Origin of the sequence: Azonexus sp., from assembly GCF_049652925.1 — a bacterium.
In the GTDB taxonomy this organism is placed as follows: Bacteria; Pseudomonadota; Gammaproteobacteria; order Burkholderiales; family Rhodocyclaceae; genus Azonexus.
The window spans coordinates 112,741-131,160 of sequence record NZ_JBASFI010000012.1 but is presented as its reverse complement, the minus strand read 5'-3'; the positions used below and the strand labels follow the sequence as shown (position 1 = coordinate 131,160).

The 18,420-nt window shown below is 61.2% G+C and carries 18 protein-coding genes and 1 riboswitch; of the genes, 8 read left to right on the top strand and 10 right to left on the bottom strand.

The window, feature by feature from the left end:
- Positions 1–19: 19 nt before the first annotated feature.
- Positions 20–2,788 carry a ribonucleoside-diphosphate reductase subunit alpha gene (locus WBK19_RS04765; protein ID WP_511287447.1) on the bottom strand — a complete coding sequence of 923 codons (2,769 nt, stop codon included), beginning with the start codon at positions 2,786–2,788 and terminating at the stop codon, positions 20–22.
- 160 nt (positions 2,789–2,948) lie between these two features.
- A riboswitch (cobalamin riboswitch) is annotated at positions 2,949–3,151 on the bottom strand.
- 102 nt (positions 3,152–3,253) lie between these two features.
- A complete protein-coding gene (locus tag WBK19_RS04760; protein ID WP_511287446.1) occupies positions 3,254–3,613 on the bottom strand; it encodes a hypothetical protein in 360 nt (119 codons plus the stop codon).
- A gap of 136 nt (positions 3,614–3,749) precedes the next feature.
- Here WBK19_RS04760 and WBK19_RS04755 point away from each other — a divergent pair, with 136 nt between their 5' ends.
- The 3 genes from WBK19_RS04755 to WBK19_RS04745 are packed head-to-tail and all read left to right on the top strand — an operon-like array spanning position 3,750 to position 5,972.
- The gene (locus tag WBK19_RS04755; protein WP_511287444.1) at positions 3,750–5,138 is read left to right on the top strand and encodes a 3'-5' exonuclease family protein; all 1,389 of its coding nucleotides are present in this window, start codon (positions 3,750–3,752) and stop codon (positions 5,136–5,138) included.
- Positions 5,138–5,602: a CreA family protein gene (locus tag WBK19_RS04750; protein ID WP_511287442.1), complete on the top strand. Its 465-nt coding sequence runs from the start codon at positions 5,138–5,140 to the stop codon at positions 5,600–5,602. Before WBK19_RS04755 ends, WBK19_RS04750 begins: the two co-directional genes overlap by 1 nt.
- A 1-nt stretch (position 5,603) precedes the next feature.
- Positions 5,604–5,972: a cupin domain-containing protein gene (locus tag WBK19_RS04745; protein WP_511287440.1), complete on the top strand. Its 369-nt coding sequence runs from the start codon at positions 5,604–5,606 to the stop codon at positions 5,970–5,972.
- Between the two features lie 21 nt (positions 5,973–5,993).
- Here the strand turns inward: WBK19_RS04745 and WBK19_RS04740 are convergent, their stop codons facing one another.
- Together WBK19_RS04740 and WBK19_RS04735 are read right to left on the bottom strand one after the other, a co-directional pair.
- Positions 5,994–6,761, bottom strand: a complete 768-nt coding sequence (locus WBK19_RS04740) for a class I SAM-dependent methyltransferase (RefSeq protein WP_511287438.1) — start codon at positions 6,759–6,761, stop codon at positions 5,994–5,996.
- Positions 6,748–7,989 carry a BtaA family protein gene (locus WBK19_RS04735; RefSeq protein WP_511287436.1) on the bottom strand — a complete coding sequence of 414 codons (1,242 nt, stop codon included), beginning with the start codon at positions 7,987–7,989 and terminating at the stop codon, positions 6,748–6,750. Before WBK19_RS04735 ends, WBK19_RS04740 begins: the two co-directional genes overlap by 14 nt.
- Before the next feature lie 254 nt (positions 7,990–8,243).
- On the opposite strand from WBK19_RS04735, the gene WBK19_RS04730 reads away from it, so the two are divergent.
- Both WBK19_RS04730 and WBK19_RS04725 read left to right on the top strand, forming a co-directional pair.
- Positions 8,244–8,555, top strand: a complete 312-nt coding sequence (locus WBK19_RS04730; protein ID WP_511287435.1) for a hypothetical protein — start codon at positions 8,244–8,246, stop codon at positions 8,553–8,555.
- A gap of 36 nt (positions 8,556–8,591) precedes the next feature.
- Positions 8,592–10,061 carry a DegQ family serine endoprotease gene (locus tag WBK19_RS04725; RefSeq protein WP_511287433.1) on the top strand — a complete coding sequence of 490 codons (1,470 nt, stop codon included), beginning with the start codon at positions 8,592–8,594 and terminating at the stop codon, positions 10,059–10,061.
- Between the two features lie 36 nt (positions 10,062–10,097).
- Here WBK19_RS04725 and WBK19_RS04720 read toward each other — a convergent pair whose 3' ends face one another.
- Together WBK19_RS04720 and WBK19_RS04715 are read right to left on the bottom strand one after the other, a co-directional pair.
- A complete protein-coding gene (locus WBK19_RS04720) occupies positions 10,098–10,517 on the bottom strand; it encodes a hypothetical protein (protein WP_511287431.1) in 420 nt (139 codons plus the stop codon).
- A 242-nt stretch (positions 10,518–10,759) separates the two neighbouring features.
- Entirely contained in the window at positions 10,760–11,170 is a 411-nt protein-coding gene (locus tag WBK19_RS04715) for a carboxypeptidase-like regulatory domain-containing protein (RefSeq protein ID WP_511287429.1), read from the bottom strand.
- Between the two features lie 200 nt (positions 11,171–11,370).
- On the opposite strand from WBK19_RS04715, the gene WBK19_RS04710 reads away from it, so the two are divergent.
- From WBK19_RS04710 to WBK19_RS04700, 3 genes are all read left to right on the top strand, one after another.
- Positions 11,371–11,553, top strand: a complete 183-nt coding sequence (locus WBK19_RS04710) for a hypothetical protein (protein ID WP_511287427.1) — start codon at positions 11,371–11,373, stop codon at positions 11,551–11,553.
- A gap of 406 nt (positions 11,554–11,959) precedes the next feature.
- A complete protein-coding gene (locus WBK19_RS04705) occupies positions 11,960–12,856 on the top strand; it encodes a DMT family transporter (RefSeq protein ID WP_511287425.1) in 897 nt (298 codons plus the stop codon).
- The gene (locus WBK19_RS04700) at positions 12,846–13,694 is read left to right on the top strand and encodes a methylated-DNA--[protein]-cysteine S-methyltransferase (RefSeq protein WP_511287423.1); all 849 of its coding nucleotides are present in this window, start codon (positions 12,846–12,848) and stop codon (positions 13,692–13,694) included. The genes WBK19_RS04705 and WBK19_RS04700 overlap by 11 nt, the downstream gene beginning before the upstream one ends.
- 162 nt (positions 13,695–13,856) lie before the next feature.
- Here WBK19_RS04700 and WBK19_RS04695 read toward each other — a convergent pair whose 3' ends face one another.
- The 4 genes from WBK19_RS04695 to WBK19_RS04680 all read right to left on the bottom strand — a co-directional run bounded on the left by WBK19_RS04695 (position 13,857) and on the right by WBK19_RS04680 (position 18,416).
- On the bottom strand, positions 13,857–14,552 hold the full coding sequence (locus tag WBK19_RS04695; RefSeq protein ID WP_511287421.1) for a UPF0149 family protein: 696 nt from the start codon (positions 14,550–14,552) through the stop codon (positions 13,857–13,859).
- Positions 14,553–14,624: 72 nt separating this feature from the next.
- Entirely contained in the window at positions 14,625–15,224 is a 600-nt protein-coding gene (locus tag WBK19_RS04690; protein WP_511287419.1) for a nucleotidyltransferase family protein, read from the bottom strand.
- Positions 15,221–16,216: an XdhC family protein gene (locus tag WBK19_RS04685; protein WP_511287417.1), complete on the bottom strand. Its 996-nt coding sequence runs from the start codon at positions 16,214–16,216 to the stop codon at positions 15,221–15,223. Before WBK19_RS04685 ends, WBK19_RS04690 begins: the two co-directional genes overlap by 4 nt.
- Position 16,217: 1 nt before the next feature.
- The gene (locus tag WBK19_RS04680) at positions 16,218–18,416 is read right to left on the bottom strand and encodes a xanthine dehydrogenase family protein molybdopterin-binding subunit (protein WP_511287415.1); all 2,199 of its coding nucleotides are present in this window, start codon (positions 18,414–18,416) and stop codon (positions 16,218–16,220) included.
- Positions 18,417–18,420 lie beyond the last annotated feature (4 nt).

Sequence of the window (18,420 nt, the reverse complement as noted above, 5' to 3'; positions counted from 1 at the left end):
GTTTTCCTGCGAACTGGATTCATTGGCATGCCTCGCACTCCGGGTTGTCAATCGAGCAGAACTTCGGCTCTTCCGGCCCCGCAGCCTCGTCGCGCCCGCCCGCTTTCTCGGCCTGGCTGGCGCCCAGCGTGCGCAGGTAGTAGGTCGTTTTCAGGCCGCGCAGCCAGGCCAGTTTGTAGATTTCATCGAGCTTCTTGCCCGAGGGCAGTGCCAGATACAGGTTGAGCGATTGCGCCTGGTCTATCCATTTCTGGCGCCGGGCTGCGGCTTCGATGAGCCACGCCGGGTCGATCTCGAAGGCCGTCGCGTAGCGCGCCTTGAGTTCGTCCGGCACGCGCTCGATGCGGGCCAGCGAGCCGTCGAAATACTTGAGATCGGCGACCATGACTTCGTCCCACAGGCCGAGCGCCTTGAGGTCGCGGACCAGCGCTTCGTTGACCACGGTGAACTCGCCTGAGAGGTTCGATTTGACGTAGAGGTTCTGGTAGGCCGGCTCGATGCTGGCCGATACGCCGACGATGTTGGAGATAGTCGCCGTCGGCGCGATGGCGACGCAGTTGGAATTGCGCATGCCATGGCGGGCGATACGTTCTTCAAGCCCCTTCCAGTCGAGTCTGGAATCACGATTGACCTCAAGGTGGCCACCGCGTTCGTGGGCTAAAAGCTCTAGGGAATCGAGCGGCAGGATGCCCTGATCCCACAGGCTGCCGGCAAAGCTCGAATAACGGCCGCGCTCGCGGGCCAGTTCGCTCGAGGCCGAGTAAGCGTGATAGCAGACGGCTTCCATGGTTTTGTCGGCGAATTCCACCGCCGCAGTCGACGCGTAAGGCAGGCCGATTTCGTACAGGCAATCAGCAAAACCCATGATGCCGAGGCCAACCGGCCGATGCCGCAGGTTGGCGTTGCGCGCCTTGGGCGTGGCGTAGAAATTGATGTCGACGACGTTGTCGAGCATGCGCAACGCGGTGGTCACGGTGCGGGCCAGCTTGGCCTGATCCAATGCGCCGTCCTTCAGATGCGCCAGCAGATTGACCGAGCCGAGGTTGCAGACCGCCGTTTCCTCGTCCGAGGTATTGAGCGTGATCTCGGTGCACAGGTTGCTCGAATGCACGACGCCGACATGCTGCTGCGGCGAGCGCAGATTGCAGGCATCCTTGAAAGTGATCCACGGATGGCCGGTTTCAAACAACATGGTCAGCATCTTGCGCCAGAGCTGGACGGCGGGGATTTTCTTGTGCAGCTTGATCTGTCCGGTGGCGACCTGCGCCTCGTAGCCGACGTAGGCCGCCTCGAATTCGGCGCCGAACTTGTCATGCAGATCCGGCACGTCAACCGGCGAGAACAGCGTCCATTCGGCGTTGTCCATCACCCGTTTCATGAACAGGTCGGGAATCCAGTTGGCGGTATTCATGTCGTGCGTGCGCCGGCGTTCGTCGCCGGTGTTCTTGCGCAGATCGAGGAACTCCTCGATGTCGAGATGCCAGGTTTCGAGGTAGGCGCACACCGCGCCCTTGCGCTTGCCGCCCTGATTGACGGCGACCGCCGTGTCGTTGACCACCTTCAAAAAGGGAATCACGCCCTGGCTCTGGCCGTTGGTGCCCTTGATCCGGCTGCCCAGCGAGCGCACCGGTGTCCAGTCGTTACCCAGGCCACCGGCGTATTTCTGCAACAGCGCGTTTTCCTTGATGCTCTGGTAGATGCCTTCAAGATCGTCGGCGACGGTGGTCAGGTAGCACGACGACAGTTGCGAATGCAGCGTGCCGCTATTGAACAGCGTCGGCGTCGAGCACATGAAATAGAAACTCGAAATCAGGTCGTAAAACTCGATGGCGCGGGCCTCTCGGTCGATTTCGTTGAGTGCGAGCCCCATCGCGACACGCATGAAGAAAATCTGCGGCAACTCGATGCGGCGCCCTTCGATGTGCAGGAAATAGCGGTCGTACAAGGTTTGCAAGCCGAGGTAGCCGAACTGCAGGTCGCGCTCGGGCTTCAGGGCGGCGGCCAGACGCGGCAGGTCGAAGCTGGCGAGGCGCGGGTCGAGCAACTCCGCGGCGATGCCCTGCTTGATGAAATTTGGCAAATATTCCGGGTTGACCGTGGCAAGCTCATCCAGCTTCACCGGCCGGCCGAGCACTTCGCGCCCCAGGCTGGCCAGCAACAGGCGGGCGGTGACCTGGTTGTAGGCCGGCTCGCGCTCGATCAGCGTGCGCGCGGCAAGGATCAGCGCCTGGTAGACATCAGCCAGCGGCACCCCGTCGTAGAGATTTTTCAAGGTGCTCTCAAAGATGGTTTTACCCGAAACCACCTCGCCAAGTCCGAAGCAGGCAGCTTCGCAATTCCTGAGCAGCAAGGCGCGATCAAGCGGCTGACGCACGCCGTTATCGAGCACATGGAGTTCGATAACAGCGGGCTCGTCCCCATGGCTGGCCGCCCGCTCACCGGCGCGGCGCTCGCGGTAGAGCACGTAGGCGCGGGCGACGTCATGCTCGCCAGCGCGCATCAAGGCTAGTTCAACCTGGTCCTGGATGTCCTCGATATGCACCGTGCCGCCGTCGGGCAGGCGGCGGGTCAGCGAATTGACCACCGTCTGCGTCAGGCGGCCAACGACCTCACGCAGACGCGACGACACCGCGCTCTGGCTGCCCTCGACGGCAAGAAAGGCCTTGCTCAGCGCGACGGCGATCTTGTCGGCGTCGAAGGCAACGAGCGCGCCGTTGCGGCGGATGACCTGCAGGGCAGCCACCGCGAAGGCGTTAGCGGCTGAAAGAGACTGGACATTGGATGGCAAGGCGATTCTCCGTATTGGGGGGCGGAGAACCGAGTGCGAGACCAGCCGGCGCACGCAGGCCAGCGCTGCGGAGACAAGCCCGGCAACGACTGGACACGACGGACAAACGGCAATGAACCACGCAAAAACCTCTCGTCAGGGACACCCCGCCCCAAAAACATGAAAGAAATTTGTCGTGGCAGGTCTCCTGGCTCTCGGTTCCTTGCGTTTCACCCGCCTTCCCGGACGCATCCAGTGGCATGTGTTGGCGAAACGCTCGCCGATTACAGTTGCGGGGGCAGCCCCGGAATTCAGACCTTGCGGCCTGGCACCGGATTCCCGTTTTAATCCCCGGAAAGGGAACCATCAACGGGGCGGAGTCTAGCCAAGCCGCTCAGGGCATGTCAAGCAGATAAATAACTAGATGTAGTAGTCAACTGCCTAGACGACACCTAAATAACGGAAAACTTCAACCGAATTGACGACTCAGTCACGGACCACATGCAGCTCCGGGGGGCGTTTCGCGGTCGCCTGTTGATCCAGCTTCGCCTGGACAAGCTGAAGGGTTACCATGTCCATCCGACTGGTCTGGATCGAGTCGCGGACCACGGCAGCAACGATCTCGGCGACCATGACATCGCAACCGGTATCGACGAAATGCTTGAAATAGATCAGCGTAATCCGCGCCCAAGCCGCCGGGCTGATCTGGACGATGAACTCGTTGCGAAAGCTGCGCTGCGCACTTTCCAGGCACTCATCGACCAGGCGACCCACGTCGCTCTCTAGTGGCGGCGCCAATAGCGCCAGGCTGGCGCAGATCTGGTCTCTCAAATGATCAAGGTTCATGCCGAAGGCCCTCCCCGATTCAGAAGCATTCCTAACGTCGACCAACAGCCCGGCAGGAAGTTCGGGCTCTGCGACGCGGCGGTGCCGGCCGTAAAGTCGGCTATCATCGTCAGGCTTTAGACCTCATCCCTGCCCCATGCATCCCCTAGCCTTCGTTGACCTCGAAACCACCGGCGCCACCGCCACCCATGACCGCATCACCGAAATCGGCATTGTAGAAGTCGACGCCGACGGAACCGTTCGCGAATGGCAGCAGCTGGTCAATCCCGGTATGCGGATTCCGCCCTTCATCGAGCAACTGACCGGTATCAGCAACGACATGGTGGCCGATGCGCCGCCGTTCGAGGCGGTGGCGGCGGAAACGATGAAGCGGCTGGAAGGCCGGCTATTCATCGCCCACAACGCACGTTTCGACTATGGCTTTCTCAAGAACGAGTTCAAGCGCCTCGGCATCACCTTCCGCGCCTCGGTGCTATGCACCGTCAAGCTGTCGCGCACGCTGTTTCCCGAGCACAAGCGGCACAACCTCGACAGCCTGATCGAGCGTCATGACCTGCAGGCGGAGGCTCGGCACCGGGCGCTGGCCGACGCGCAGTTGATCCATCAATTCTGGCAAAAAATTCGGGTTGACCGTAGCAACGAGCAAATCGAGGCCGCGCTCAAGGCGCAGAACGCCCACCCCAGCCTGCCGCTGCATCTCGACGCCGGGATCATCGACGAATTGCCGGAAGCACCCGGCGTTTATCTCTTCTACGGTGAAAACAACCTGCCGCTCTACGTCGGCAAGGCCAAGGACATCCGCCAGCGCGTGCTCTCGCACTTTGCCGGCGACCACAGCGCCGCCAAGGAGATGGAACTGGCCCAGCAGGTCAAGCGCATCGACTGGATCGAAACGGCCGGCGAAATCGGCGCCCTGCTCAAGGAAGCGGCGCTGGTCAAGCAATTGAAACCGACGCACAACCGCCAGCTACGCAAGAATGACGAGGCCTGCACGTGGACGCTGGTCGATGAAGGCGAAGGCTGGCTGCGCCCTCAACTCATGGCGCTGGCCGACATCGAGGCCGGCCTGACCTGCGCCTGCTACGGCCTGTTCAAGACCAGCAAGGAAGCCAATACCGTCCTGCGCACCCTGGCCGAATCGCACAACCTGTGCGACGTGCTGCTCGGGCTGGAAAAAGCCAAACCGGGCAAGCCCTGCTTCGGCCACCAGCTCCGGCGTTGCAAGGGGGCCTGCGTCGGCGCCGAGCCCTACGCCAAACACACGGTTCGCCTGATATCCGCCCTCGTCGGCCTCAAACTCGTCGCCTGGCCCTTTGCCGGCCCCGGGCTGTTCCGCGAGGGCGACGAAATCCACCTGATCGAGGGCTGGCGCTACCTCGGCACCGCCGCCTCGGACGAAGAACTGCACGCCCTGCTCGACAGCCCGCGCCCGGCCTTCGACCGCGATATCTACAAAATCCTGACCAAATACGTCGGCAAGCTGATTCCGTTATCATCGACCCGACCATCCCGAACGGAACCATAATGAAAACCGCCGCCGCCCTTGTTATCGCCACCCTCTCGGCTTTCTCCCTGCCCGCCGTCGCCGAAGAAATCGGCTGCTCGACCACCACCTGGAAGCTGATCGGGGCCAATCACCGGGTCTGCATTTACGCCTACGACGATCCGAAGATTCCCGGCGTCACCTGCCACGTCAGTCAGGCCCGCACCGGCGGCGTCAAGGGCAGCTTCGGGCTGGCCGAAGATCCGTCGCAGTTCTCTCTGGCCTGCCGCCAGATCGGTCCGATCACCCTGCCCGCCAAGCTGTCGGAAGACGAAATCGTGTTCAGTAACGACACCTCGATTTTCTTCAAGGAAACCGATGTCCATCGCTTCTTCGACCAAAAGCGCAACGTCCTGATTTACATGGCGATCAGCCGCAAGATCATCGAAGGCGCCCCGGCCAACGCCATCTCGACCGTGCCGATCCAGCCGTGGGGCGGCAAGTAAGGTGAAAACCTCGCGCGACGCGATCAGCCCCTACATCACCAAGGATGGCTCGGAAATCCGCGAATTGCTACACCCGGCCCACCACGGCGCGCGAAACCAGAGTCTGGCCGAAGCGCTGGTGCCGGCCGGCTGCACGACCTTGTTGCATCGCCATGAAGTGACCGAAGAGATTTACCACGTCACCGGCGGCACGGGAATCATGACACTGGGCGCTGAAAAATTCCCGATTGGCCCCGGCGACAGCGTGCTGATCTCGCCCGGCACGCCGCATTGCGTGGCGAACACCGGCGAAACGGCGCTGGTCATTCTGTGTTGCTGTGCGCCGGCTTATTCGCACGGGGATACGGTTTTGCTGGAAGCATCGGCGTAGGAAATACGCCGACGGTTGGCGTCAGCCCGGCTTCTTCAACCATTCCGGCAGTGTTGCCGAAAGCTGACTCCCCTCGCCCGCCAGTTCACGCCGCTCCCCGACAAACAGGTAATACGGTGCCTGAACGCCCGGCAGGTAGGGAACCGGCGCCCGCAGCTCAGCTGAAAACTGCTCGACGAACAAACGCCTGAGCATCGCCAAATGCTCGCCCGACAGATGCACGCCGTCATGGCCGAACCACTTGCGCCAGAAGGCGTTGCTCAATCGGCCGCCGGCGGCCGGCAGATGAAAATCGACAACGCCGATGCGCCCACCCGGGGCCAGCATGGCCTGGGCATTGGTGATCACCCGCGACCAGTCGGGAATCATCGTCAGCGCATACGACATGAAGACGAAATCGACCTGCTGATCGGGCTGCCAGGTCGTCGCATCGGCCTCGATGACCCGGATCCGCTGATGGCCGGCCGCCCGCTGACGCGCCACGTCGAGCAAGGCCGGACAAAGATCGACCATGTCGAAACTGGCGAACTGGCCGGCCCGGGCACCGATCCGCAGCAGGCTGCTGCCCGTGCCGCAACCGAGTTCGGCGACCCGGGCGCCGGCCTGCAGACTCAGGCGCTGGATCAGCTCCTGCCGGCCGTGCAGCAGGCGTTCACGAAATGCATCGTAACGGTCGGCCTGCGGTGCATAGAAAGCCTGCAGGCGTTCGGCGTGGCTGCCCGAATTCGGCTGGCCACGCAGCAGGCGCCAGAGAATCCGGGCGTCGGCCGCCAGATCAGCCGCGGCCATGTTCCGCCAGCTGGGCAACGACAAACCCAGCGTAGGTGTGCACACGATCATCGCCTTGCAGACGAGCGGCGAGTTCGGTCTCGTAATTGAGCATTTCCTTGAGTGGCTTGTGCTGCGGGCCGGCCGTCACCCAGTCGAGGAACGGCGGATTGGCGTGGGCGCTGCGCAACAGCAGCCGGGCCTCGGGCGCCGCCCGCTCGAAGATGGCGTTCCATTCTTCGATCAGCGCCGCCGGGTAGTAGCAGCTCATCCAGTCCATGTGGTCGAGCAGCACGAAGCGCGTGATCGGCTCGTCGCCGGCCTGCAGGAACTCCGTAACGGTACAGGTGTGCGGCTCGATACAATCGACCAGACCACCCTTCAGCGCGTTGAAGTTTTCTTCTTTCAGGTAGGACGGGCAGCAGTCGCGGGTGTAGCTGCCGGTCAGATAGACGCGCCAGAAGTAGTTTTCACTGACCGGCAGGTTGCGAAAAACGTATTCGATGGCGTCACGGATGAAGCCCGAAACGCCGCCCGGATGCTGGCCCTGGACCAGTCGGCGCTGCGGATGCGGCACACCGAGCAGGCTCATCGTCAATTGGCGGTTGAGCACCCAGTTGATAACCGGCGTCCACAACTCGCTGGCGATCTTTTCGTCGTAAATCTGACGTTGTTCGACCAGATTGGTCGAGGCAAACAGTTCCGTAACGCGCTGCGCCAACGCCGGCCGCATGCGGAAATAGGTACGGAACCCACGCGCCACAAAGCCGGCCAGGCCATGAAAATAGAAGCTGCCGTGACGGCTGCAAAACCAGTTGAAACGGCGATCCCAGTAGGTTTTGGCGAAATCGGACAGTTCGGCCCGCAACTGGTGACGGTAAATACTCTTGATGCCGGGATGAAAGCCGCTGCCGAAAATGGCGAAGAAATCGTCGAAACCGAGCTTGCGGATACCCGCCATCTTCAGTTCGAGCAGCGCGTTCTGGCGCGGGTTGGCGTCAATCGCATAAACCTTGGCAGGCCCTTTCAGCGCGTAATCGAGCGCATTGCAACCGGCGCTGGTGATCACCATCACCGTGTCCTGCGGCCCGAGGTGCAGGGCCTGGCGGTCTACCGCCGGGTCTTCCCAGCAGGTGTTGTAGACCAGCGAACGCGAATAGAGCGCATCGAAAATCTTCTGGTCGATGCGGTCCTTGAGGGTCAGATTGAGAGCGGGTACGGCCAGGTTCTGCGGTGCGGGTGCGTTCATGTCGGCGCGGGTCGGTTTGGAATTTCCCGAAATTAAGCGTCGCGTGTTACGACCCCATGACAAACGGCATTTGATCGCACATCGAGCACGCATTCCAGCCCGCTGCCGATTTCAATTTTTGCCCTTTTTCCCGGTTGACCGTGGGATTCAGCGCCCAGTCAAAAATTGATACAAATCGTCGCAAAAACACCCATCGAAAATACTTCAATCGGGGCAAAACTGCGGGTCTACTGATTTTGCAAAAGGAGTGACCGATGCAGACTGATCCCCATTGGCAAGAACAGACCCTTGCCCGCTTCATACTGGCTTCCCGCCAGCACCTCGGCCTCATGCAGGCCCCCGCCAGCTTCAGACCGCCGCGCCGCATCGCCGGATCGACCCGCAAGCTGTTGCGCTCGCTGGTCGTCGCCAGTTCCCTCGGCGCCTTGTTCGGCACCCCTGCATTCGCCAGCGAAGCCAGCCGCGAACCGGCCAAGCGCAGCCCGAACGAACACGACACCCGGGTCAAAGCCGATGACCACGTGGCCCATGCCAACCGGCTCTCCCTCCACGGCCGAAATCGCTGATCAATATTCCCCAAACCCACTCAACAAGAGGTAAGCATGAACCGTAATTCATTGAAGATGACCGTCGCTGCCGTCGCCATCACGGCAGCCCTCGGCGGCGCCTATTCGCTAGGCCAGATCGCGCCCCTCGGCAGCGCCAATGCCGCCACCCAGCCGACGGCAGCGGTCGTCGCCGCACCGGCCGTCAGCGTGGCTGTTCCCAACGGCCTGCCCGACATGCGCAGCATCGTCGCCAGCAACGCCCCGGCCGTCGTCAATATCAGCGTCACCGGCACGCGCAAGACGGCGGCCACTGGCCCCGACCTCCAGCAGATGGACCCGAACGACCCGTTCTTTCAGTTCTTCCGCCACTTCCGCGGCCAGATGCCGGAAAACAACCAGCCGATGCACGGCCTCGGCTCCGGTTTCATCGTCACGGCCGACGGCACGGTGCTGACCAACGCCCACGTCGTCGACGGCGCCGAGGAAGTCACCGTCAAGCTCAACGACAAGCGCGAATTCAAGGCCAAGGTACTCGGTCTCGACAAGGCTAGCGACGTAGCCGTGCTCAAGATCGACGCCAAAAACCTGCCGACGGTGAAGCTTGGCACCTCGCTGCAAACCCAGGTCGGCGAATGGGTGCTGGCCATCGGCTCACCCTACGGCTTCGAAAGCAGCGCCAGCGCTGGCATCGTGTCGGCCAAGTCGCGCAACCTGCCGGACGGCAACTACGTGCCATTCATCCAGACCGACGTCGCCGTCAATCCGGGCAACTCCGGCGGCCCGCTGTTCAACATGAACGGCGAAGTAATCGGCATCAACTCGCAGATCTACTCGCGCAGCGGCGGTTACCAGGGTCTCTCCTTCGCCATCCCCATTGAAGTGGCGATGAACGTCGAGAAGCAGATCGTCGCCCACGGCAAGGTCCAGCGCGGCAAACTCGGCGTCAGCATCCAGGAAGTCAATCAGTCGCTGGCCGACACCTTCGGCCTGTCCAAGCCGGCCGGCGCCCTGGTCGCCTCCGTCGAAAAAGGCAGCCCGGCTGCCAAGGGCGGGCTGGAACCGGGCGATGTCATTCTCGGCATCGACGGCAAAACAATCGAAAGCGCCGGCGAATTGCCGGCCGCCGTCGCCACCAAGATGCCCGGCGAATCGGCCCGCCTGCAGGTCTGGCGCAAGGGCGAAACACGCAACATCGACGTCAAGGTCGGCAGCTTCGGCGAGGAAAAAGTGGCATCGAGCGAAGCCCCATCCGCCGACAAAGGCCGCCTCGGCGTAGCCGTCCGCCCGCTGACCCCGGAAGAACAGCGCCAGGCAGAGGTCAAAGGCGGCCTGCTCGTCGAACAATCCGGTGGCCCAGCCGGCCGCGCCGGCATCCGCCCGGGCGACATCATCGTTTCAGTCAATGGCCAGCCAATCGGCGATATCGACCAGCTGCGCGGCATCATCGCCAAATCCGGCAAGAAAGCCGCCATCCTCATCGAACGGGGCGACTCGCGGATATTCGTGCCAGTCGATCTGGGTTAAACGTCAAAAAGGCCGTTCATCCGAACGGCCTTTTTTCTAGGCGTTACCCGCGCCCTTCCTGTGCGCCTCGGCCAGAAGTTCTCTGGCAACCTCCTGCGCCATCATCAACGTCTCTTCCGCATCTTCCTTTGCCACCCGAAGGGTTTTCGCTGCAGCTTTCTGCGCCACCAACAGGGTTTCCTGTGCCGTTTCAGACAAGGTACCAGCAACCGCCGCTACTGAAGATAGTGCCAGTGCGACAATCGCCTCGGCTGCTATAACCGCCCGCGCCGTTGTCTCAGCTCGTTTTGCCAGCTTTTCCGCAGCTATTGCGGCATCCAGGGACATCTGCCTGTTTTCCAGGTCATACGCCAAGGCTACTGCGCCATCCCCGCTCCCGAGGCTGGCATTCAGGCTGAGGGGAATTGCGATTTCCTGTACTGGCGTCGCGACATCTGTTTCTGGGTAAGTTTTCATACCGCCTCCGGTCATTTGTTTTTCATCTGTTCGCCTGGTATCTCAAGAAATGGCGGATACGGCAGAAATGTAGGGCAATCATAAAGTGCTGTATGTGCGCCAGCGCACAGGTCCGCAGCAGGTGATTTCCAGAGAAAAACAGCTAACAGCCGGATTTGTGGCGATGCCACTGACAAAGAGCTAGCGCCGCCATGGCAGGCGCCAGCCCTCTCAGCTACTACTTCCGTTTTAGCGCATGTCGGTCACCAGCGAAAAACGCCCTCATATCTACGCTTTTCGCTGATCGACAGCTTTTTTTGTTGCTGCTGCCCGTTCATCGAAACCTTGATCACATAGCTGCCAGGTGGCAACTGAGCCAGCAGGAACGGGCCTGCCGAATTAGCTTCAAGAACCGCCTCACCCTTGGGATTGAGCACGACCACATCGACGCTCCCAAGATAAGAACCATCACGCTCGGAAAAAAGAAGCTTCAGATTGAAATCCCGTTCACGCAAGCGGATTTCATCCCGCTCCTCGTCACCGATACCACCGCTGATATAGGTGACATTTCCAGAGTGTTTTTCGACAAGGGTGAAAGCATCACCTTGTGCCAACACCTGCGAAGGCAGCAAACAAGAGAGCAGCAGATACATGAGGAAAAAGAGTTTTGTCATGACAATCACCTTTTCATTCAAACGCACAGTTAAAGCGTAGCCTGCTGCGGCAATTCGTCAAATATTCTCCCGGAGACAAGCCGGTCAATAGGCAAAAAAACGCCCCGGTCCTACCGTCATCCGGCAACCACCGTAAAATATCCGTAATAAATAACTGTTAGAGTCTGAACATCTGGAGACAATGACCACACGGATTTCAAATGACAAACAAAATTGAAGAACTTCGCCAGAAGGCGATTCAGTTGTGTGCCGAGCACGGTGTTACGGTGCGCTCCTATGGGCAAGCCTGGTGGTTGGTCGGCAACGGAATAAATCGCGTCGTAGCCGAACTGGCGGGACTCTGCCGCACCGACATCACCCCGCTGTCCATCGCCGAGCGCTAGGCGTGCCCCAAGAGCAGCCACAACAAGCCCCAATCATGCCGACCGGTTCGACACCCAGCCAGGATTGGCACGCCAGGCAACTCGCCCAAGCCCAACAACAAAGCGGCGATCTGTAATCGGCATTTTCATGCTGAAACCGGGATGTCCTGAGGAGTTTTCAGCGACACATACCCTGACTGAGTATTTCAGCATTTCCAATCGAGGTACGGCACCAACTGCCTCGTCGTGCCCAGTCCGCCTCTCCTCTGTTCGCCCTCTTTCGGATGACTGGCATAAAGTACATCAGCCAGTTGTGACAATCGCAAAGCGGTAGCTTTCTGCGCGCAGTGAAAGTGCGCAAGAATCGGATTGATGTAGCGCCAAGCAATCATCTATTGTTCCGGCATCCTTGCTACCGGATGCCGCCATGAACACAGCCAGTCTTGTCCGCCTACTGCTTCTGTCTGCCATATGGGGCGCTTCGTTTTTGTTCATGCGAATTGGCGCCCCTGTTCTGGGGCCGTTGCTGTTGATTTTCGCGCGTGTAGGGCTGGCTGCACTATTTTTGCTGATGATGTCCTTCTACCTCAGGAAGTCCTTGGATGCCCCGCACCACTGGAAGCAGTACCTTATGCTCGGGCTATTCAACTCGGCACTGCCATTCTTCCTTTTCGCATATGCAGCCCAAACGGTTTCTGCATCCTTGCTTTCAATCCTCAATGCGACGGCGCCAATATGGGCGGCGGCTATCGGAGCGGTCTGGCTACGGTCTCGCCTTTCTCCCAAAGCATTTTTGGGGATGCTGCTCGGGGTGAGTGGAGTCAGCCTGCTGGCCGGGATAGAAACAGTCACGTTGCCGGAAGGGGGGACTCTGGCAATTGCTGCCGGCCTCGGAGCAGCCTTCTCATATGGCATCGCTACCACCTATACAAAAGCAGCCAAATCCGTTGAACCATTTGCCAACGCTCATGGCAGCATGTGGGCGGCAACGTTGATTCTGGTGCCACTTACCCTACAAGCATCACCGATACAGGCGATGCCCCCGCTACATGTTGTTTTTTCGGTCGCCGCTCTCGGCATCGTATGTAGTGGAATTGCCTATCTGCTTTACTTCCGGCTGATCGCTGATATTGGCGCGGCCCCCGCACTTACCGTGACCTTTCTCATCCCCGTTTTCGGCATTCTGTGGGGTAGCGTGTTTCTCGGAGAGCATGTCGGCTGGCATACCTTGGCAGGCAGTCTAACGATACTGACAGGCACAGCCTTGGTAACCGGCTTTTCCATCTCGTCAGTACTACCCAGAAGAGGGCAACATGCGGCCTGACAACCTCGAACAGACACGGCAATATGCGCTCGTTGCTCGCGTGATCGCATATATTCGGGAAAACGCTAGGCAACAGCCAACATTGGAGCAGATCGCAGAAGCGGCCCATGTCAGCCCATTTCATCTGCAAAGGCTGTTTGCCGAATGGGCTGGAATATCGCCAAAGCGATTCCTTCAGTATCTGACCAAGGAGTACGCAAAACAGAAGTTGATCTCGGCGCACGATGTATTGACCGTAACCGAAAACGCCGGGCTAAGCAGTACCAGCCGCTTGCATGACTTGATGGTGACATGCGAAGCCATGACTCCCGGAGAAATCAAAGCAGGCGGCGATGGATTGGAAGTCACCTACGGCTTCGCCTTCTCCCCCTTTGGTGAAGCTGTTGTCGGTTGGACCAAGCGAGGGATTTGCCACTTCGCGTTCTCCATAGCCAACCACGATGCGATGAAGTCCGAGATTGTTGCGTATTGGCCGAACGCGAAAGTCAGTCGGGATGATTTGCAGGCCCAGCATTTGCTGCAGGACATTTTTCCCAGCACACCTTGCCGTGGCAGGGTGCATCTGGTCTTACGCGGGACAAACTTCCAGATAAAGGTATGGGAAGCACTGATACATACCGAATTCGGACGAGTGACATCGTATCAACAGCTCGCCGAACGAGCCGGATGCCCTCGGGCGCAACGCGCCGTTGGAACCGCCCTGGCAGCAAACCATATCGGCTTCCTGATTCCCTGCCATCGCGTGATCCGTGAAAGCGGCGATGCAGGCAACTGTCGCTGGGGAACAGAGCGCAAGCTCGCCATGCTTGCCTGGGAGGCAGGCAGGACAAATCAATGACGAGGGTTACGCGACTACCAGCTAACTAACGACAGATAAATCGAGTGGCTAACTGGCTGCTTGTGGCGGATGCAGAAGTTGTCCCGCCCGGAAAGACAAAAGCCCCTTTCGAGGCTTTTTGCGCTACTGCTCATGCCGGGGGTAAAGCCGGCAAGACCTCGATCAGTTCAGCTTTTCCGGGCTGCCGCAGCACTGCTTGAATTTCTTGCCACTGCCGCAGGGGCAAGGATCGTTGCGGCCGGCTTTGTCGCCTTCGCGCTGGACTGTGCCGCCGGTTCTCTTGTTGCGCCAGAAGTTGTACAGCGTCTGGACGATGACCGGCAGGTTTTCTTGAATGTCGGCGACCAGACGGGCTTCTTCGGCGGGCGGGAACCAGCGTTCGCCGTTTTTTTCGGCGTCTTCCTTGAGCATGCCGTTGAGCACGAACATGGGTTCGAGCAGCTCTGACAGATCGTCGGCATGCTTGCCGGCCATTTCGTACCAGTCGCCGGCCAGACCGGCGCCGAAGACGTAGGAATCGGCCCAGGCTTCGTAGTCATATTCGGTGCAGGCTTCGTCCAGCGGATAGAGCACCGGGGCAATCGTTTCATCGGCCAGCAGCGCGGCGGCGAGGTCGTTGTTCAGACGCATGAGCAGTTCGAGTGCGGCTTCGACATCCGGGTTGCCGCCGGCTTCGAGGCCCTTGCCGAGCGCTTCGGTCAGCCAGATGGCCGGGGCTACCGGCTCGGGAGCGCTGACGACGGCGCACAGCATGGCTTGAATCTCGTCGAGGCGCATGGCCTCGCCCTGGAAAACGTCGGATTCGAGCAGTTCTTCAAGCCGGTCAAGATCGGCATCGGTCAGGGGTGTTGGGTTCATCGCTTTGGTCCTCGGCAATTGCAGAATGATAGCCCAGAACCGCCCTGCCCGCAGCCTCTGGCTGCTATCTGGCTACCCCAAAATGACGCCAGCCAGACTGCCCGTCGCTTCGATTTGCTGCGGCACATCAATATCCTTGAGCACGCCGGGATCATCGACCGGGCAAAGCACCAGCGATGCCGGATCGGCGTAGAGAATGGCCTTGCCTCCCTGGTCGCCGGTCAGTGCCAGTAGCGCGGCAAAATGGTCGGCGGCGAAGCCGACGGGGTGGCCCATTTTCCCGGCGAATACCGGCCGGGCCATGCCGGCGCCGTCCTGCAAGGCGTGAACAACGGCGTGGTAACTGGCCGGCTGGATGTAAGGCATATCGGCCAGCGCGATCAGCCAGCCGGCGGCATCTTTGCTTGCTGCGACGCCGCTGGCCAGGCTGTGGCCCATACCCTGCTCGGCCGCGTTGCAAACGATAGTTTCCAGTCCTTCTGCCTCCAGCAGGGCGGCTAGTGCCGTATCGTCGGGCCGGATAACGACGATGGCGCGGGCACAAACGGCAGCCAGATTCCGCGCCGAGGCGAATGCCATCGGCGTGCCGTCGGGCAATGGATGCAGCCGCTTGTCGGCACCGAAGCGCCGGCTGCTGCCCGCCGCCAGCAAAATGCCGACAATCTGGGTCATGCGACCCGGCAGGCGTAGGGATCGGCGACTTCCACGGTCAACCGGAAATTTTGTCCATTTTTCGAAGCGGTCATTTCGGCCAGGATGGAGACGGCGATTTCGGGCGGTGTCCGGCTGCCGATGGGCAGGCCGACCGGGCCGTGCAGGCGGTCGACCTCGGCCTGCGACAGGTCGAAATACTGCAGCAGGCGTTCGCGGCGTTTACTGTTATTGGCCTGCGAGCCAAGTGCGCCGACGTAGAAGGCCGGCGACTTGAGGGCTTCGAGCAGCGCCAGGTCGTCGAGCTTCGGATCGTGGGTCAGCGCCACCACGGCGCTGCGCGGATCAAGGCTGAGTTCGGTCACCGCATCGTCGGGCATCGCGGCGATGCGCTCGGTGCCGGGGACATCCCAGCCGTCGGCGTACTCGCTGCGCGGGTCGCAAATGTAGACGCGATAGCCGAGGGCCTGCGCCATGGTCGCGAGATAGCGCGAAATCTGCCCGGCGCCGATGATCAGCAACCGCCAGGCCGGGCCGTGCAGCGTGACCAGCGTTTCGCCGTCCCATTGCTGGCTGTCGCCGGCGCTGCCGCCTTCGAGGCTGACCGCACCGGTCGCCAGTGCGACCCGCCGATGCACCAGTTGGCCGGTGCCAATGCGCAGGGCGAGTTGTTCGAGCAAGGCGGCATCCGGCGCTGGTTCAAGCACCAGTTCCAGCGTGCCGCCGCAAGGCAGACCGAAACGATGCGCCTCGTCAGCCGTCACGCCATAACGCAGCAGGCGCGGCGCACTACCAGTGAACTCACCGGCAGCAGCACGATGGATCAGGTCGTCCTCGATGCAGCCGCCGGAGACCGAGCCCTGCACCTGCCCGTCGTCGCGCAGGATCATCCAGGCGCCCGGCGGCCGAGGGGCTGAACCCCAGGTCCGGGCGACGGTGATTAGCGCGAAGCGATGCCCGGCCGCTGCCCATTTGCGGGCAGCGTCGAGTACCTGCGTATCCAGGCTGTCCATCTCAGGCCACCAGCTCGGCGGTATTGAACGGCATCTTGTGCAGGAACTTGCCGGTTGCGGCGGCGATGGCGTTGGCCACGGCCGGGGCCAGCGGCGGCACACCCGGTTCGCCAATGCCGGTCGGGGCAGCGGTTGACGGCACGATATGAACCTCGATCTTCGGCATGTCGCCGATGCGCAGCAGCGGGTAGCCATCGAAATTGCCCTGCTCGACACGGCCTTCCTTGAGCGTGATTTCACCACTCATGGCAGCTGACAAAGCGAAACCGACCGCCCCTTCGACCTGCGAACGGATGTTGTCCGGATTGATCGCCGTGCCGCAATCCACCGCACAAACCACGCGGTCGACCTTGATCGAGCCATCTTTCTTGACCGTCACTTCGGCCACCTGGGCGACAAAGGAATTGAAGGATTCATGCACTGCCACACCCCGGCCGCGCCGCTCGCCGGCTGCACCCTTGAGCGGCGTTCCCCAGTTGGCTTTCTCGGCCGCCAGCTTGAGCACGCCGGCGTGCTTGGGATGTTCGGTCAGCAATTCGAGACGCAGGGCCACCGGATCCCTGCCCATCGCCGCCGCCACCTGATCGAGGAAAACCTCGGTCGAGTAAGCCGTGTGCGACGAACCGACCGAGCGCCACCAGAGCACCGGCACGCCGATGTCGGTCGGCGTGTGCAGATCGACCAACAGGTTGGGAATGGCGTAGGGCAGATTGGAAGCACCTTCGACCGAAACGTGATCGATGCCATCCTTGACCAGCATCGCTTCGAACGGCGAACCTGTAATGATCGACTGGCCGACCAGCCGGTGATGCCAGCCGACCAGCTTGCCGCTGCCATCGAGCGCCGCTTCGAGCGCGTGGTGGAAAAGCGGCCGGTAGTAGCCGCCGCGCATATCGTCCTCGCGCATCCAGACCAGCTTGACGGGCGCTTTGCCGTTGATCGCCTTGACGATGTGCGCCGCCTCCAGCACGTAATCCGACTGCGTACAGGCCCGCCGTCCGAAACTGCCGCCGGCGTAGAGCATGTTGAGCTTGACCTGCTCCGGCTTGAGGCCGAACAGCGCGGCGACCCGGCCCTGGTCGACAGTCTGAAACTGCTCGCCATTCCACACTTCGCAGCCATCGGCCTTGAGGTGGACGACACAATTCATCGGCTCCATCGCGGCATGGGCGAGATAGGGAAAATCGAAGGAAGCACTGACCACCTTGGCGGCGCCGGCAAAGGTTTTTGCTGTGTCGCCGGTCTGCTTGGCGACCAGACCCGGCTTCTTGGCCATTTCTTTGTACTGGGCCAGGATTTCATCGCTGCCCAGCTTGAAAGCCTTGCTGTCGTCCCAAACGACCGACAGTGCATCGCGCCCTTTCTTGGCGCTCCAGGTGTCGGAGGCCAGTACGGCAACGCCTTGCGGAATCTGCACGACATCGACGACGCCCTTGATCGCCTTGGCCTTAGTCGCGTCGAAGGACTTCACCGTGGCGCCGAACTGCGGCGGATGGGCGACCACGGCAACCAGCATGCCGGGCAGGAAGACATCCTGCGTAAAATGCGCAGTGCCGTTGGTCTTGGCCGCGCTGTCCTTCCGCTTGGCCTGCTTGCCGATCAGACGAAAATCCTTCGGGTCTTTCAATTTGACCTCGGTCGGCACGGTTTCCTTGGCGGCATCAAGCGCCAGTTCGCCAAAGCTGGCCTTGCGGCCGCTACCGGCATGGCTGACCACGCCGTCGCGCACGACAATCTCCGCCGCCCCGACATTCCAGCGTTTGGCGGCAGCCGAAACCAGCATGGCCCGACCGCTTGCCCCGGCCTTGCGCATCTGATCCCACGAATTGGCCATCGCCGTACTGCCGCCGGTGCCTTGCGCCGGGCCCCAGAAGGTGTTGTTGTAGCGCTTGGCATCGGCCGCGGCGCCTTCGACGCGAACGTGCGCCCAGTCGGCATCCAGCTCGTCGGCCAGGATGGTGGCCAGGCCGGTGTAGGTGCCCTGCCCCATTTCGAGGTGCTTGGACATGACGGTCACGCTGTTGTCGGCGCCGATGCGCAAAAAGGCATTCGGCTCGAAGGCTGCCGTGCTTGCTGCGACAACGCCCGACTTTCCGGCGGCCCCAGCAGCCATCACCGGCAGGCAGAAGCCCAGTGTCAGGCCGGCGCTGCCTTGCAGGAAACGGCGGCGGCTGAGGTTTTCAATAATGATTTCGGACATGTTC